This is a genomic window from Schaalia sp. lx-260 (assembly GCF_021083645.1).
Lineage (GTDB): Bacteria > Actinomycetota > Actinomycetes > Actinomycetales > Actinomycetaceae > Pauljensenia.
The window spans coordinates 201636-218641 of sequence record NZ_JAJNRQ010000004.1 but is presented as its reverse complement, the minus strand read 5'-3'; the positions used below and the strand labels follow the sequence as shown (position 1 = coordinate 218641).

At 50.0% G+C, this 17006-nt stretch carries 12 protein-coding genes; 8 read left to right on the top strand and 4 right to left on the bottom strand.

Annotated elements, in window-relative coordinates; all coding sequences use genetic code 11:
* Positions 1-300: 300 nt before the first annotated feature.
* Complete coding sequence (locus tag LRP57_RS06505; protein ID WP_231205719.1) at positions 301-1608, bottom strand: ROK family transcriptional regulator; 1308 nt, start codon at positions 1606-1608, stop codon at positions 301-303.
* Between the two features lie 158 nt (positions 1609-1766).
* On the opposite strand from LRP57_RS06505, the gene xylA reads away from it, so the two are divergent.
* The 4 genes from xylA (at position 1767) to nhaC (ending at position 7615) form a co-directional block, all read left to right on the top strand.
* Positions 1767-2948, top strand: coding sequence for a xylose isomerase (xylA, locus tag LRP57_RS06500; RefSeq protein WP_231205718.1), 1182 nt, complete (start codon positions 1767-1769; stop codon positions 2946-2948).
* Positions 2949-3080: 132 nt separating this feature from the next.
* Positions 3081-4445 carry a xylulokinase gene (locus LRP57_RS06495; protein ID WP_231205717.1) on the top strand — a complete coding sequence of 455 codons (1365 nt, stop codon included), beginning with the start codon at positions 3081-3083 and terminating at the stop codon, positions 4443-4445.
* Positions 4446-4700: 255 nt separating this feature from the next.
* Positions 4701-5903 (top strand): MalY/PatB family protein, encoded by a 1203-nt coding sequence (locus LRP57_RS06490; RefSeq protein ID WP_231205716.1) that lies wholly within the window; start codon positions 4701-4703, stop codon positions 5901-5903.
* Between the two features lie 236 nt (positions 5904-6139).
* Entirely contained in the window at positions 6140-7615 is a 1476-nt protein-coding gene (gene nhaC / locus LRP57_RS06485) for a Na+/H+ antiporter NhaC (RefSeq protein WP_231205715.1), read from the top strand.
* A 72-nt stretch (positions 7616-7687) separates the two neighbouring features.
* Here nhaC and LRP57_RS06480 read toward each other — a convergent pair whose 3' ends face one another.
* Positions 7688-8701 (bottom strand): LacI family DNA-binding transcriptional regulator, encoded by a 1014-nt coding sequence (locus LRP57_RS06480; protein ID WP_231205714.1) that lies wholly within the window; start codon positions 8699-8701, stop codon positions 7688-7690.
* 123 nt (positions 8702-8824) lie between these two features.
* Here LRP57_RS06480 and LRP57_RS06475 point away from each other — a divergent pair, with 123 nt between their 5' ends.
* From LRP57_RS06475 to LRP57_RS06460, 4 genes are all read left to right on the top strand, one after another.
* Positions 8825-10813, top strand: a complete 1989-nt coding sequence (locus LRP57_RS06475) for a glycoside hydrolase family 31 protein (RefSeq protein WP_231205713.1) — start codon at positions 8825-8827, stop codon at positions 10811-10813.
* A gap of 103 nt (positions 10814-10916) precedes the next feature.
* Complete coding sequence (locus LRP57_RS06470) at positions 10917-12182, top strand: ABC transporter substrate-binding protein (protein ID WP_231205712.1); 1266 nt, start codon at positions 10917-10919, stop codon at positions 12180-12182.
* Positions 12179-13096, top strand: a complete 918-nt coding sequence (locus LRP57_RS06465) for a carbohydrate ABC transporter permease (RefSeq protein ID WP_231205711.1) — start codon at positions 12179-12181, stop codon at positions 13094-13096. Before LRP57_RS06470 ends, LRP57_RS06465 begins: the two co-directional genes overlap by 4 nt.
* Before the next feature lie 2 nt (positions 13097-13098).
* Positions 13099-13947: a carbohydrate ABC transporter permease gene (locus LRP57_RS06460; protein WP_231205710.1), complete on the top strand. Its 849-nt coding sequence runs from the start codon at positions 13099-13101 to the stop codon at positions 13945-13947.
* A gap of 438 nt (positions 13948-14385) precedes the next feature.
* Here LRP57_RS06460 and nrdE read toward each other — a convergent pair whose 3' ends face one another.
* Together nrdE and nrdI are read right to left on the bottom strand one after the other, a co-directional pair.
* Positions 14386-16542 (bottom strand): class 1b ribonucleoside-diphosphate reductase subunit alpha, encoded by a 2157-nt coding sequence (gene nrdE, locus LRP57_RS06455; protein ID WP_231205709.1) that lies wholly within the window; start codon positions 16540-16542, stop codon positions 14386-14388.
* Positions 16512-16928, bottom strand: a complete 417-nt coding sequence (gene nrdI, locus LRP57_RS06450) for a class Ib ribonucleoside-diphosphate reductase assembly flavoprotein NrdI (RefSeq protein ID WP_231205708.1) — start codon at positions 16926-16928, stop codon at positions 16512-16514. The genes nrdE and nrdI overlap by 31 nt, the downstream gene beginning before the upstream one ends.
* Positions 16929-17006 lie beyond the last annotated feature (78 nt).

Here is a 17006-nt window from a genome sequence, read left to right as displayed (position 1 = left end):
AAGCTTCACAAAAGCGTTTTTCAACGCCTCCAATAAGGACAGCAGAATGTCCACGTGATGAACGTAAAATCACTAATTTTCCTAGTACGCAGGAATAGATCGCCATTGCAGGAGCCTAGTCAGGCATCTGAAGAAAAAGTAAAAACAGCACCGACATGCCCGTTATGAGCAGAGCCTGTGGATCCACCATATTGACAGCAGCCACTCAAATCATGCTAAGAATTTCTGCGCGCCAGTGAATAATAGGCCTAATTCAAGCCTTCCCTACATGCAGCGCTTTTGTGCTGCGGCTCAGGCGAGCTAGTCCTGTGGCAACGGGTCTGTCCACTCCAAAGGATTATTCACAAGGTGCTGCAAAACCATGTGGGCGGCACCGGTGACAGCAAGCCACGTAGAATCAGGGACACTATGGACTGTCGGCTCACACCAACTGGACTGCAAAATACGCGTTCGCATTTCAGTAAGAGCTGGTTCAGTGATCTCGTCCGCAAGCTCACCGATATTTCCACCCAAGAGCACCAAAGGAATATCGACAACGTTAATTGTCGCAGCCAGTGCGCGCCCCAATGCAGTACCCGCATCACGTAAAGCAGAATTTGCACGAAGCGAACCATTATGTGCGGCTGCTATGACATCAGCGACACTTGCATTACTTTCAAGTCCAGCGCTCGCCGATAATGCGCGTAAACCTAAGAAAGTTTCTAAACACCCGTGAGCGCCACATGAGCACAATGCTCCCATTGGGTCAACGCACACATGACCGATCTCTCCGGACCAACCATGTGCTCCTGACATGCTGCGATGTTCGACAACGACGCCTCCTCCCACACCTACTTCACCTGAAATATAAATAAATGAAGAAGGCCCAGTGGCCACCCCCGGGGTTGGAAACGATATGGCAAAAGCAGCCAGATCTGCTTCATTTCCGATGACCCGTGGATGTAGGTCAGCGATCGGACTCAGTAATTCACTGAACGGAATATCTTGCCACCCAAGGTTTGGTGCATATGTGAGGGAATCATGCGATATAAGTCCAGGTAACGCCAAGCCTGAGCCTACAAAGAACATAGAGGATGTGACATGAGTATGAACAATATGATGAGCGATTTCAGCAAGCTCATTCATTGTGGTTTGAGGATCTGATTGCGCGTAGTCACCTATGCGAGTTTCTTCGGCTATGACATATCCGGCTAGGTCAATGAGTCGAGCGTCAATGCCTGACACGTTAATTTCCAAGCCAAGGGCCACCGCTTTACCCTTGGCAGGTCGTAAGCGCATAGCTGGTCGGCCACGACTGTTATCCGCTGGTGGAGGTACTTCATCAATGAGGCCACAAGCCACCATTTCGTCAACAAGACGAGAAACGGTGGAGGCGGTAATTCCTGTGAGTTGAGCAATGGATGATCGCGTAGCTTGACCAGAATCTGTCAGGATATGGTTGAGAACCAAAGTTAAATTCAATGCACGCATTGTGCGTGCCTGCGCTCCTGTGCGTGACCGTGTGCTTGTGGGAATATTTGTGACTGTATTCGTTGGGTGAAATGCATACTCGTGAAAAAGAGGTTGAGCAACAGAAGGTATGCCCGCAGGTGGAATCGAATATGTCATAGCTTGACTCTACCGTATGCACCCTATAAGTTTAGATACACAAAAAAATACTTTGGGGCGTTTTCAAGCCGACTTTCCTAGAAAGTCACCAATATGCGCCTCGTCAATGATGACGGTGCTTTGTAGCACAAATAGTTGACATTTAAGCGGAGGAAATAATGACTCGAACCCCGACCCCTGAAGATAAATTTTCCTTTGGTCTGTGGACCGTAGGCTGGCAGGCTGTCGATCCTTTCGGAACGAATACTCGCCCAGCCTTAGAACCTTGGGAATACGCTGAAAAACTGGCAGAACTCGGCGCGTGGGGTATTACTTTCCACGACAATGACGTTTTTGACTTCGATGCAAGCGATACGGAACGCCATGACCGCGTCATGAAAGTAAAAGACGCAGCTGACGCGCATGGACTCGTCATCGAAATGGTCACCACAAATACTTTCACTCATCCTGTCTTTAAAGATGGTGGCCTGACAAATAATGACCGTTCAATTCGTCGCTTTGGCCTACGTAAAGTCCTGCGCAATGTGGATCTTGCCGCAGAACTCGGCGCAAAAACATTCGTCATGTGGGGCGGTCGTGAAGGTGCTGAATACGATTCATCAAAAGACCTGTACGCCGCAATGGAACGCTACAAAGAAGGCTTGGACACGGTTGCCGCGTACATCAAATCACAAGGCTACGACCTGCGAATCGGTTTGGAACCCAAACCCAACGAACCACGTGGTGACATTTTCTTGCCGACTGTCGGCCATGCTCTCGCTCTGATCGCTGAGTTGGATAACCGCGAAGTTGTCGGTCTTAACCCTGAAGTTGGCCACGAACAAATGGCGAACCTGAATTACACGCATGCCCTTGCGCAGGCACTGCAATGCGGAAAACTTTTCCACATTGACTTAAATGGACAGTCCGGCCTCAAATATGACCAAGATAAAGCCTTTGGACACGGGGACCTTTCAAGCGCGTTCTTCACAGTGGACCTGCTGGTCAATGGATTCCCCGGTGGCGGCCCCCGCTATGAAGGACCCATTCACTTTGACTACAAGCCCAGCCGTACCGAAGGTATGGAAGGCGTGTGGGAATCGGCTCGCGCAAATATGGAAATGTGGATCATGCTGGCAGAAAAGGCCCGCGCCTTCCGCGCAGACCCGCATACGCAAGAACTCATGAAAGCTGCATCCATCGACCAGCTGATACAGCCAACCCTTAGCGAGGGAGAGACTCTGGACGCATTCCTTAACGATCGCAGTGCCTACGAAGACTTCGATGCTGTTGCCGCAGGTGCACGCGAATACCACTTCGTTGAGCTGTACCACCACGCAATGCGCCACCTTATTGGCTAATACTTGCCTCATCTAAGGTCTGATAATTTCTCAGGTGTGGGTGTCAGTGGCATATGCTGCAAGCTGGCACCCACACGCATATCACGTATCCACATGCGCCGCTTATATTCACACGTTTTTGAGGGAGGAAATATGAACCCGCGCCCCTATGTTGCAGGTGTTGATACATCCACACAATCATGCAAAGTCCTTATTTGGGATCCGCACACTTCGCAGATCGTGCGTCAAGGGCGAGCTTCACATCCTGACGGCACGGAAATTCATCCTGATATGTGGTGGAATGCTTTCCTTGAAGCCGTCTCTAACGCCGGTGGATTAGATGATGTCGCTGCGTTATCTGTCGGTGGACAACAGCATGGCATGGTGTGTCTGGATGCTCAGGGTGAAGTGATTCGTCCCGCTTTGCTGTGGAATGACACGCGATCAGCTGCAGCGGCAGAGAATCTGATCTGCGAACGAGGTAATGGTGACCGTGAAGCTGGGGCTGCGTGGTGGGCGGATGCCACCGGCTCAGTTCCTGTAGCTTCACTGACAGTGACGAAACTTCGGTGGCTGGCTGATAATGAGCCAGATAATGCTGCGCGGATAGCAGCCGTGTGCCTGCCGCATGACTGGCTAACGTGGAAGATCATGGGGTCGCTATCATTAGAAGCACTGGTGACAGATCGTTCTGATGCATCAGGAACAGGCTATATGAGCCGCTGTGGTGCTGCTGGTGAGCCAGTGGGCCAGTATCGACGCGATATTTTGGCAGATGCTTTGCGTATTGATGAAGCTGCTGCAGAACGTATCGTCTTGCCGCGAATCTTAGGGCCGTGGGATGAAGCAGGTCGCGGCGATCAATCACGTGGTTGGGGTGACATTATTATCGGTCCGGGTGCAGGCGATAATGCGGGGGCTGCTTTGGGCGTGGGCCTTGAACCAGGTTCCGCTTTACTGTCTTTGGGGACATCCGGTGTGGTTGCTGCAGTTTCAGACCATTCCGTACAGGACGCTTCAGGCTTGGTGACAGGGTTTTCTGATGCTTCGGGGAATTGGCTACCGCTGGCATGCACATTGAATGCTTCACGCATTATTGACGCAATGATGTCAGTGACCGGTTTGAGCTATCAGGAATTTGATGAAGCTGCTTTATCTGTTCCGGATGCAGGTGGACTGGAACTTATCCCCTATTTTGAGGGTGAACGCACGCCGAATCTTCCTCATGCAACAGCGCAATTACGCGGTATGACATTAGCGAATAGTGACCGTGCGCATGTAGCCCGAGCAAGCGTTGAAGGTTTGTTGAATCTGATGCGTTATGCCTTGGATGCTATGCGCGCACTGGGTGTATCACTTGATCGCGTGCTTATTGTGGGCGGTGGGGCTAAATCGGCCGCTGTGCGTGCGCTTGCTGCTGAGTTCTTGGATGCTGCTGTGGAATTTCCGTCCCCGGGTGAGTATGTGGCTTTAGGCGCTGCAAAGCAGGCGGCTGAGGTTTTGGCTCGCCGCGTTTAGGTGCGGTGCGCGTATGCGCACAATGCTACCTGCGTAATGGTGTAGGGGCGTTGGTCAATACTCAATGTCTGATTGTTGTGTGGGCGCGTGTGTGACAGGTAAGTGTTGTACACGCGCCTGTGCGTAGGTTGTGCGTGTTTTCGTTTTCTTTAGAGTCCGCACAAAATGAGGCACGATAAGCTCCATAATTTTTTGACATATAAAAATAAATAGTTAAGATGTGGTGAGGATTACAAAAATCTGTTAGGGATATCAATGGAAAAGACTATAGAACAAGGGTTCAACGATGAGCACCTTGATCGCTGGGGTTCACATAGCGCTAAATGGGATTTGCTTGCAGCCCCTCTAGGGAACAAAGCGGTATCACTTTCTGTTGCAGATATGGAATTTCGGACAGCACCTTGTGTGGCAAAGGCAGTACACCACGCCGCACAGCTTGACAACTATGGGTACACGGAAGTTTTTGACGACTATCGTCATGCAGCCGCACGGTGGCAACGTATCCGTTACGGCTGGGATGTGGAAAGCGCTGATGTGCATTTCTTTGCACGTATTGTTCAGTGCGTATCAGCACTTGTGAATTTTATTTTGCCCGCACGCTTAGAACGATGCCCTGTTGTTGTCACACTGACACCCGCCTACGGACCCATATGTGAGGTCGTCAAGTTATCAGGATCCCACATACGTGAAGTACCTTTTGTATGCAAAAACGGTGTAACAACATTCGATCATGAGGCTTTCGCACGAGCAATGGACGGGGCAGATCTGCTCTTATGGTGCAATCCGCATAATCCGACAGGGCGAGTATGGACGCACAATGAACTGAGTGTGGTGGCTGAGTATGCGCGACGACATCATGTTCTTGTCCTCAGTGATGACGTACACGCAGATTTTGTGCGACCGCAGAAAAACACGTACATTCCTTTCGCTTATGCTGCGCCAGATTTATGGCGGCAAGGCTCAATTATTCAATGCGCTTCACCTGGAAAAACTTTCACAATCGCAGGTTTAGAATCTGCGGCAATCATGGTTCGTGGAAATCTGGGTCAAGACCTGGAATCCGCTAAACGTCAAATGGGCCTCCATAATCCAAATTATTTCGCAATACCTGCAACTATTGCCGCATGGACCCAAGGGGAATCCTGGGTGAATTCACTACAAAGCTATATTGACGAAAATATTCATGAAGCAGTGCATCTGCTACGTAAACACCTGCCGAATGCGCAGGTAAATGACCCTGAAGGTACATACCTCATATGGGTCGAGGCCTCAGCATATATTTCAGATGAAAAAGCACTGCTGCATGCCTGCCAACGTAGCGGTGTGGCTATCACCCCAGGTTCAGATTTTGGAGCCGCATATGAACGTTATTTCAGAGTCAATGTCGCTTTACCACGCAACGAACTTCGTGAGGCTCTCACGCGGTTATGCGCAGCGCTCAACGATCGAACAACCTAATTGCAAAATGTGAATCATAAGAGGACCGGCGACACAATCCTCACACATGCACGCACTATGCAAGCAAAGGCCACCTGAAAACCTCCAGAAAATTTCCACAAAGACGTGAAGCCTATCAATCCTGACGCGCTCCGCACACAGGAGCGCATACCAGCAAAACCCTGATCTATCGCAACAAAAATACACATGAATACTTACCTAGCATCGGTAAATAGTCGCACTGAAAGAAGGAAAAAATGACCGCTAGACCACCGGATGCTCCTGCAACACAGGAACGCGAACACAGGAAACCAAGCCTACTGTTGGCTGCGATTCCAGTTATTACACTTATTGTGCTCCTTGGTGGGGGTTATATTTGGGCAGAGCTGCCAGTAGAACCCCTATTAATTGCGACAGCTGCTGTTGCCGCCCTTATCAACTGGTATTTAGGCTATTCATGGGACGAGATGATTACCTCTGTCTCACATAAGATCGCCAAAACAATGCCTGCAATCCTGATTTTAATTACCGTAGGTATGCTGATTGGCACATGGATGGCTGGGGGCACAATCCCCATGATGATCTACTACGGGCTGAAGATTATTGACCCCCGTTTCCTTGCTTTAATTGCTTTACTTGTGACAGCAATCGTGTCACTGTGCACAGGTACTTCGTGGGGTTCTGCTGGAACAGTGGGTGTCGCTTTTATGGGTGTGGCCGCAGGAATGGGTGCTCACTTGCCGATGGTGGCGGGCGCTGTGGTGGCAGGCGCTTACTTTGGTGACAAACTTTCGCCACTTTCTGATACGACGAATATTGCTTCGGTTGCCACACAAGTGAATCTTTTTGTCCATATCCGTCACTTACTGTGGACGACAGGACCAGCCTTTTTGGTTTCCGCAGTGGTGTACCTGATTTTCGGCATAAACTCCGCAGGTGGGCAAATTCCGGCAAAAGTTGGACAGACTCTGGCAAATCTGGATGCTGCTTTCAATTGGAATCTTTTGCTCTTGTTGCCGGTGCTGATTGTTCTGGGCGGTTCCATATGGAAGAAACCCACCATTCCTGTGATGCTCGTGTCGAGCGCGTGTGCAATGTTCAACGCTGTTGTTTTCCAAGGTATTTCATTTAAGGATGCCGTGGTTGCTGGCGTGAATGGTTTCAGTGTGGAAATGGTTGGCAAAGCGGGTTTTTCGGCAGATTCTGTCATTGAGGATGTGGCGCGTCTGTTGAACCGTGGCGGTATGAATTCCATGCTGGGTGTACTGCTGATTTGTTTCTGTGCCATTGCTTTTGCTGGAATTGTCACGGTATCTGGTTCCTTGGAAGTGTTGGTTGAACGAGTTCTACGTCCGGTGAAATCAACCTTTGGTTTAATCGCTGCGACGGTTGCGACTGCCTTAGCCACAATCGGTATTACTTCTAATGGTCAGGTTTCCCTGTTGATTCCAGGTGAGATGCTGCGTGGTGAGTACATTAAACGCGGTTTACATCCAAAGAACTTGTCTCGAACTATCGAAGATGCTGCGACTGTGTGGGAACCCATTTTGCCGTGGACATCTGCGGGTGCTTATATGGCTGGCACTTTAGGTGTGGCGACTTTGGCGTATCTGCCGTGGGCTGTGTCGAACTGGATCGCTATTGGTTTCGCCTTATTGTGGGGTGCTACGGGAATTGGTATTGCGCGTTTAACACCTGAAGAACGTGCTCAAATGGCGCGTGAGGATATCTGATCTCGTGTAGTGAATATGCGAGCGGCACCTTGGTTAGCTGAGGTGCCGTTTGCTATGGGATTGTGATGGTGGCTATGTAAGAGTGCGTAGGGTATCGCCTTCGTGGAAAAACGGGGTGATGAGGTGATGATCTGGCGTTGAGGGTGTGGGCGCGTCAATCCGTTCCAGAAGTAAATTCATTGCTTGTTTAGTGACCTCACCCATGCGCATATCAAAGTGGCAGGGACGGTCAAGTGTGTGCGAATGTGTGTAATCCCAAGAGCTTGCGACAAGGCTGACATGTTGGCCGGGGATAAGGTTTTTATTACGTAATGCGTTACACCAGTCGTCGGTGGGGGTGGTGGGAGCAAGTAAAAGAGCATCGCCGTAGCCAAGGTTGAGGTATTCGAGCTGTGAGATTGCGTTTTGGTATGAAAGGGTTACTTTGTGTTCGCGTATTTCGATAGCTGAGGCTGCTGCGTGTTCATATACAGCGTTTCGGAATCGCTCAATAAAGTTCAGGTCTTGCAGTGATGTGTCACCCGGAGCGAGGAGTGTGATACGTGTATGGCCGCTTTGGGCAAGTATGTCAACAGCGTGTCGTCCAGCGTATTCGTAATCAGAATCAATTGCTGTGATCGGGGCGCAAGAGTCAGGTATGCCAATAAAAACGGCTGGCGTGTGGGAATCGGCAATCATGTCAGCTCGGGGATCGTGTGCGAGAACTTCCATAAGTAAAAGTCCGTCACATAATGCGCTATCCATGACGCGACGAAGTCCAGAAGTTCCTTCGTCAGCGGTAACCAGGAGAATGTCATAATCATGTGCGCGTGCTTGATGAGCTAAAGATATGAGGAATTGATGCTGGGCGACAGGGTCTGCGCCAGCATGTTGAGGAACGACAAGGCCGATGACATTTGATCGGCTGGAACGTAGTGCGCGTGCTCCTGAATGAGGGTGATAGCCGAGTTCTTCCATTGCGTGGAGGACGCGGTTTTCTGTTTCAGGGGCCACAGCTCGGCGGCCACTCATGACATAGGAAACCGTTGTTTGTGAAACGCCTGCGAGTCGTGCAACATCGTGGCTTGTAGGTTTTTTTCCGTTCATCGACACACCGCCGTTGACATCAAGAGGACTCGTCTATATTCTATAGACATTAAATTAATTCCGAGCAGGGTAGTTCGGAAGTTATTTTACTGTAAGAAGCATACGTATGCGTAAGGGGGCACAATGCTGGATGTTACGGTAATTCCCACGGGATTTGAGGCTCGACATGAGCATCAAGTGTTACGGGTAGAAACATGGGGGCCAGATGCTGTGCGCGTGCGCATTTCACGTCACACTCTTGATCGCCCTGATTACGGTGCGCTCATTGAAACACCAGAAGCTGTACAGGCCGAGGTTGAAGTTTCTGATACGCGCATACGAATGCGTGCCGGTGAATTAGGTGTAAATCTTGTTCTGGATCCTGGAGCAGGAAACCCTCGAACAATGCTCACCTTCCTCCGCAATGACAAAGTTATCCTTACGGAAACTCCCGAACACTTCTGGTGGCCTGGAGCACATGGAATTTACCCCGTCCACGGTGGCGCTGAAGTTCATCAAGTATTTGCATCCGACCCAGAAGAACGCTTCTATGGTCTAGGGCAACACTCACACGGGCACCTGAACCACAAGGGCCTGGTCATGGACCTCATTCAACGTAATGGAGAAGTATCCATCCCCTTCGTACTGTCTGATCGAGGCTACGGATTCCTATGGAATAACCCAGCTGTTGGTCGCGTCGAATTTTCTGCAGACTCAACCAGATGGGTCGGACAAGGCACAGAAATAATCGATTACTGGCTATGCCTTGCACCCACACCGCGTGACATCCTTGCACGTTACGCCGATGTTGTTGGACATGCACCGGTACTACCTCAATGGGCCACAGGATTTTGGCAGTCACGCCTGCGTTACATGTCCCAAGAAGAACTTCTTGAGGTCGCGCGCCGCTACCGTGACCTCGACCTGCCCCTATCTGTCATCGTCACAGACTTCATTCACTGGCCCGCCATGGGAGATTTCCGTTTCGACGAAAATGAATACCCTGACCCCGCTGCCATGATGCGCGAACTTGACGACATGGGCACAAAACTCATGGTGTCAGTATGGCCAACAGTATCGCCACTATCAGAAAACTACGAAGAAATGCGCAGCCGCGGATTCCTTGTCGGCACAGAAAACGGCGTTGAATTCCACCAAAAATTCAAAGACAAAGGTATGCCCACCGCAATGCCAGTCGCTTTCTATGACGCTACCAACCCTCAGGCCCGCGCATACGTATGGAACAAAATCAAGCAAAACTACCATGACCTTGGTGTTCGCGTATTCTGGCTCGACGCATGTGAACCAGAACTTAACCCAGGGCACCCAGGAAACCTGTCTTACCACGCAGGCCCAGGTTTGGCTGTCAACAACACCTATCCGCGCGACAATGCAAAAGGTTTCTACGACGGTATGCAGGAAGCGGGAACACCTGAAACCGTGCTCCTGTGCCGCTCAGCATGGGCTGGACAAGCACGATACGGCGCGGCAGTATGGTCAGGCGACATTGCCCCCACATGGGAAGCCCTACGCACCCAAGTCACCGCAGGACAAAGTATCGCAATCTCCGGTATCCCCTGGTGGACCTCAGATATTGGTGGATTCCACGGAGGCGATCCCACAGATCCTGCATACCAAGAACTATTCATCCGATGGTTCCAATTTGGCACATTCTGCCCACTATTCCGTTTGCATGGACACCGCGAACCGCGTGAAGCCGAAGGCGCAGTCAGCCCAGGAGGACCTAACGAAATCTGGTCCTACGGCGAAGAAGCCTTCACAATCGCTGCGGACTACATCCGTCTACGCGAAAAAATCCGCCCATACATCAATCAACTCATGGAAATAGCGGCCACAGACGGCATACCGCCAATGCGCCCACTTTTCCTTGAATACCCCCACGATCTCCAAGCATGGAATACAGAACACGAATTCATGCTCGGACCAGATCTCCTGATTCGCCCAGTAACCGAAGCAGGAGTCACACACACCCAGGTGTACCTGCCGCAAGGCGCCACATGGCGTGAGCTTGCGACAGGACAAACCTACACAGGTGGATGCACTGTCGAAGTAGACACACCAATCCACACAATCCCTGTATTTATTCGAGAAGGAGCCGATTTACCACTGTGACAACGGAACCGTGAGCGCATCAACGTCCGATGCGCCAGCGGTATATATCAGACAATCCGTGACAACACGGGATGACAAAGTTCCCAACGAAAGAGTAGGAAATATGATCACCATGAAGAAAGGCCGCAGCTTCCTTGCAGCTGTGTCTGCCGTAGCTGTAGCTTTAAGCCTCGGAGCTTGTTCACAGGGGAAGATGCAAAGCAGCACCGAATCCTCCGCATCCGGTGCAGCCCCCGCAGGTAAAACCACCATTGAAATGTGGGATTACTTAGGGCAGGGCGTATCTAACACAGGTATGCAAGCAGCCATTGCCGCTTTCGAAAAAGCTCACCCTGAGTACATGGTCAAGCGCACCTCCTTTGCCTATGGCGACTTGGCTAAATCTATCGTCCAAGGCGGCGTAGGCGGAGCAGTCCCAGACCTTGCTGTTGTTGACGTCGTGGATAACCAGAACTTCGCAGCCCTTGGAATGCTGAAAGACCTCACAGATACCGATGGGTCACGCGCATCAGAATTCCATCCTGGCCCTTGGACCTCAACTCAGATGGACGGAAAAACATACGGTTTGCCATTGAACTCCAACAACCTCGGCTTGTACTACAACAAGGCACTGTTGGATGCTGCCGGAGTATCAGTACCAACCACATGGGACGAACTCAAGACCGTAGCAAAAGCCGTTACTCATGATGATGTCACAGGCCTTGCAATTTCAGCTGTCAAAAATGAACAGGGTACATTCCAGTTCCTGCCATTCGTGTGGCAAACCGGCGGCGACCTGCAAAACTATGACACTGCAGGTGCTCAGGCTCTGGAATTTGTGAAGTCAATGATTGATGAAGGCAGCGTGTCCTCAGCAGTGACGAACTACTCCCAAGAAGATGCTCGCACACAATTCACCGCAGGCAAAGTAGCTATGATGATGAACGGCCCGTGGGAATTGCAAAACCTGGCAGATGTTGACTTTGAATGGGGTGTTGCTCCACTTCCGAAAGGCAAAGCAGCAGGAACCGGCCTTGGTGGTGAGAACGTTGTCGTCATGAAGGAAGGTAAGCAAAATGAAGGCGCAGTCAAACTCGCTCAATTCCTGACCAGCGCTGAAGGAGCCAAGATTTACTGCGACGAAACAGGTCAGCTTTCCGCTCGCCCAGACTTGGCTGGCAAACTCAAGCTGTCCTCCGACGAAAAACTCAAAGTATTCGAGGATCAACTCGCTGTTGCACATGCACGCGCATACGGCAAGCAATACGCGAAAGTATCTGAAGCTGTGCAGGTTTCTTTGCAGGAAGCTCTGACAGGAGCCGCCTCACCTGAAGAAGCTGCAAAGAAAGCATTCGCTCAGATCATGACATTACTGGAGTCTGACAAGTGAGGACTCAACCCTCTCAGGCACGAGCCTCGGGCGCACGTACACGCACCCGAGGCTTGGGCCTCGCCCTTTCCGCACCAGCACTGATCTACATTATTGTTTTCCTGGTGGCACCCTTGTGCTACAACCTGTGGATTTCTTTCAGTGATGCCAACGGCGCGAACCTTATATCTGGGGAATTTAGCCCGCGAGGATTCGACAACTATGCGGCAACCCTTAAAGACCCAGAATTTTGGAATAGCGTCACACTCAGTGCTATTTTCACAGTGGCGTGCCTGGTCTTGCAGTTCATCATCGGATATGCGTTAGCCCTCTTTTTCCGCAGGCCATTCCCTGGAAACGGTGTGATCCGAGCTTTGCTGCTGGTTGGATGGATCCTTCCGCCCGTTGTCACAGGAACCATATTCAAATGGATTTTCGATTCTGATTACGGCGTGCTGAACTATTTCCTTGCAAGCATCGGAATTATTCACCAACCAATCCAATGGTTAACCGGTCCAATAACTGCAATGATCGCCATTGTTACCGCAAATCTGTGGGTCGGTATTCCTTTTAACATGCTCCTGCTGCTTTCCGGATTACATACGATCGACGACAGTTTGTATGAGGCTGCTCAAGTAGATGGTGCAGGATGGTGGCGACAATTCCGGTCCATCACCTCACCTTTGATGCGTCCAGTCATTATTTCTGTTTTACTGCTTGGCGTCATCAACACATATAAGGTTTTCGACCTGATATACACGATGACAAAAGGTGGACCTGTCTCTGCGACGACGACTCTGCCGGTTTACACCTACTTGCAGACCTTCAAGATTTTTGAATTTGGCAATGGTGCGGCGGCTTCAACACTGACACTGATCCTGCCGTTGGCCTTGTCGTGGTTCTACGTGCGTTCTTTACGTGAGGAGGACCGGTAAATATGCTTTCTGCCGCTGAAAAACGACGCAAACGAAATGCGTGGTTAAAATCAGGTGTCGCATGGGTACTGGCTGCCATTTACCTGTTCCCCGTGTACTGGATGGTCAGTACCTCACTGAAAAACACCGCAGAAACATTCGCGCAGCCACCGCACATCATTCCCCATGCACTGCATTTTGACTCATATAAAGCGGCTTTTTCGCCGGAGTATGGTGTGTGGTTAGCGCTTGGAAACTCTTTCATTATTGCTACAGGCACACTGGTACTGACACTCGTGATTGCAGTGCCTGCGTCATATGCGGTTGCACGTTTCCGTGATGCTGTCTCGACGTCAATGATGGTGCTACTGACAGTTGTTCAGCTATTGCCTGCAATTGCTATTTCCATCCCCATGTTCGTTATGTTCAGGCAAATGGATTTAATTAACACATATGCCTCTATCATCATTGCGGACGTGTCGGTGACCTTACCTTTTGCTGTGATTTTGTTGCGCCCTTACTTCAAGCAATTCCCTTATGAAGTGGAGGAGGCAGCAAAACTTGATGGCCTAGGAGTTATCCAAACGATTATTCGCATTATCATTCCAACCATTCGCCCAGGTGTGGTCATGATTGGCTCATTTGCTTTCCTCATGGCATGGGGTGAGTTCACATTTGCGCTTACCTTATCAACGCAACAGGAAATTCAGCCTCTCACTGTGGCATTGAATCGGTTGATTGGTCAGTATGGGACGAACTGGAATGATTTGATGGCTGTGGCCACGATTATCGCGGTCCCAGTGCTATTGATCTTCATTGCGCTGCAACGTTACATTGTGGCGGGCCTCGCTGGAGGTGCAACGAAGGGGTAGTGCTGATGTGGGCCAGGTGAAGCTGACCACACGGTGTCGTATATGCGGCTTGTGCGTATGCGGGATGACAAGTGCTCTGTGCGGTGTCCTTCTGTTGGTGGGTATGGTACCCCTAGCAGAGGGATGCCGCACTCAGCTATTCAGGTACTATTTGCATGTCCTTGCGCATGTGACGCTGGGCGGACATCACGCTGATTGATCTATCTGAATGTGGTGATTCCTTACCGTGACAACGAAAACAATCCCCCAAACAAAACCTCAGCATCCTTAACTCATAACACTGTAACCAAATATGAGGGGATCTAGATTGCAGGCTAGATTTCATGAAACTGGCGAAGAAAGCGAAAAGGAGAATGAAAGATAATCCCTCATTCCCCTTATCACCAGATATTTGCACTGTCAGGCATCAGTTCAGAGCAAATACTCAGGTAGTTGGCCTCACAGCATACAAGACACGCAGCCTTCAACTTCCGTTCCCTCTAAAGCCATCTGACGCAAACGCACGTAGTACATGGTCTTAATGCCTTTACGCCATGCATAAATGTAGGACTTGTTAAGGTCACGTGTTGTCACAGTATCCGGATAGAACAAAGTCAATGACAAACCTTGATCGACATGCTGAGTAGCTACCGCATAGGTGTCAATAATCTTCTCAGGACCGATTTCGTAGGCATCCTGATAGAATTCCAAATTCTCATTCGTCATGAACGGGGCTGGATAATAGACACGTCCGATTTTGCCTTCCTTACGGATTTCAATGCGTGACACGATCGGATGTATTGATGAAGTGGAATTGTTGATGTAACTAATTGAACCTGTCGGCGGAATTGCCTGTAGATTCTGGTTGTACATGCCGTACGTTTTAACGTCCTGAGCCAATGCGCGCCAATCATCGGCAGTAGGAATACGGATAGAGGATGCCGCTAACAATTCACGGCATCGTTCAGTTGTAGGCTCCCACGTGCCGTTGATGTACTTCTCGAAATATTCACCCGAAGCGTAAGCTGATTTTTCAAAGCCTTCAAAAGTAACCCCGCGTTCCCGAGCAATTGCACATGACGCTTTAATACATTCGTAGGCAACAGCAAGGAAATACATATTTGTGAAATCAAGGGCTTCTTCAGAACCGTAATAAACGCGCTCGCGCGCCAAGTAGCCATGCAAATTCATCTGCCCTAAACCAATCGCATGACTCATTGAGTTTCCACGAGCAATTGAAGGAACAGATTGAATATCCGACAGATCTGAAACAGCTGTCAGAGCGCGCACGGAAGCCTCAATAGTTTGTGAGAAATTCGGTGAATCCATGACTTGCGCGATGTTGAGCGACCCAAGGTTGCAGGAAATATCTTTACCGATAGTTTCATACGACAGATCCGCGTTGTAGTGTGAAGGCTCAGATACCTGAAGGATTTCACTGCATAGATTCGACATCGTAATGCGACCGTCAATCGGATTTGCACGATTCACAGTGTCCTCAAAAACGATGTATGGATAGCCGGATTCAAACTGAATTTCCGCAAGAGTTTGAAAGAAACGACGTGCATTTATTTTCTTCTTACGGATACGTCCGTCATTGACCATCTCGCGGTATTTTTCTGTCACAGAAATATCGGACAGAGGCTTCCCGTACACGCGTTCGACATCGTAAGGACTGAAAAGGTACATATCTTCGTTATTACGTGCCAGTTCGAACGTAACATCAGGAATAACAACGCCAAGAGATAATGTCTTGATGCGAATTTTTTCATCCGCATTTTCACGTTTCGTATCTAAGAAACTCATGATGTCAGGGTGATGAGCATGCAAATACACAGCCCCCGCGCCCTGACGCGCTCCCAGTTGGTTCGCGTAAGAGAAGGAGTCTTCCAAGAGTTTCATTACGGGAACAACACCGCTGGACTGATTCTGGATTTTCTTAATCGGAGCACCGGCTTCACGCAGATTTGTCAGTGAAAGTGCAACGCCGCCACCTCGTTTAGACAGTTGGAGTGCTGAGTTAATGCCGCGAGCAATGGATTCCATATTGTCTTCGATACGCAGCAGGAAGCAAGAAACCAGTTCACCGCGTGCAGCTTTACCCGCATTCAGGAAGGTCGGTGTTGCCGGTTGGAAACGGCCAGTCATGATTTCATCTACCAGTGTCTGCGCGAGTTTGACATCACCACGAGCAAGGTAAAGCGCAACCATGGTGACGCGGTCCTCGAAACGTTCAAGATAGCGCGTGCCATCGAAAGTTTTCAGAGTGTAGGACGTGTAGTACTTGAACGCGCCCAGGAAAGTGGGGAAACGGAATTTATGCGCGTAGGCTTGCTTGTAGAGCGCTTTAATATCAGCGAAATCATACTGATCGAGGACATGTTTTTCGTAGTAGCCCTCGGTCACTAAGTATTCAAGTTTTTCTTCTAAGTCGTGGAAGAAAACGGTGTTTTGGTTGACGTGAGTCAAAAAGTATTGGCGAGCAGCCTTCCTATCAGCATCAAATTGGATGCGGCCGTGCTCGTCGTACAGGTTGAGTTGCGCATTGAGGGCGTGGTAATCCAGCTCTGGGGCAGGAGCAGGTTCTACGCCGGTGTCTGTGAGGTTTTCTGCCAAAACTCGCTCAATCCTTCTTGAACTCGTGAGACATCTTCGGGCGTGCCGAGGAGCTCGTACTTGTACATATGAGGGACACCTAGTTTTCGGGAAATAATATCCCCTGCTAGACAGTATGCTGTCCCGAAATTTGTGTTGCCGGAAGAAATTACTCCCAGGCAGTGTTTCCGATTGTCAGGGTCGTTGAGGAAACGAATAACTTGTTTGGGAACGGCGCCCTTAAAGCTTCCACCACCGTATGTGGGAGTGATGAGAACGTATGGTTGGTCAACATGTAAGGGTTCTTCCCGCGGTAGCAAAGGGATACGCTGTGCGGGGAAACCTACTTTTTCTACGAAGCGCCGAGTGTTTTCAGTCGCTGAGGAAAAGTAAACGACGTTGACCATCAATTGCCCTTTAATGTGGAAAAGTGTGTGAGGCCATGAAAGTACCTCCCAGTGGTATGACAACACACTGAGAGGCAA

Bases quoted from the DNA above. Each gene is read 5' to 3' on its own strand.
- LRP57_RS06505 (WP_231205719.1), bottom strand. From the start codon at position 1,608: ATGACATATTCGATTCCACCTGCGGGCATACCTTCTGTTGCTCAACCT.
- xylA (WP_231205718.1), top strand. From the start codon at position 1,767: ATGACTCGAACCCCGACCCCTGAAGATAAATTTTCCTTTGGTCTGTGG.
- LRP57_RS06495 (WP_231205717.1), top strand. From the start codon at position 3,081: ATGAACCCGCGCCCCTATGTTGCAGGTGTTGATACATCCACACAATCA.
- LRP57_RS06490 (WP_231205716.1), top strand. From the start codon at position 4,701: ATGGAAAAGACTATAGAACAAGGGTTCAACGATGAGCACCTTGATCGC.
- nhaC (WP_231205715.1), top strand. From the start codon at position 6,140: ATGACCGCTAGACCACCGGATGCTCCTGCAACACAGGAACGCGAACAC.
- LRP57_RS06480 (WP_231205714.1), bottom strand. From the start codon at position 8,701: ATGAACGGAAAAAAACCTACAAGCCACGATGTTGCACGACTCGCAGGC.
- LRP57_RS06475 (WP_231205713.1), top strand. From the start codon at position 8,825: ATGCTGGATGTTACGGTAATTCCCACGGGATTTGAGGCTCGACATGAG.
- LRP57_RS06470 (WP_231205712.1), top strand. From the start codon at position 10,917: ATGATCACCATGAAGAAAGGCCGCAGCTTCCTTGCAGCTGTGTCTGCC.
- LRP57_RS06460 (WP_231205710.1), top strand. From the start codon at position 13,099: ATGCTTTCTGCCGCTGAAAAACGACGCAAACGAAATGCGTGGTTAAAA.
- nrdI (WP_231205708.1), bottom strand. From the start codon at position 16,928: ATGGTCAACGTCGTTTACTTTTCCTCAGCGACTGAAAACACTCGGCGC.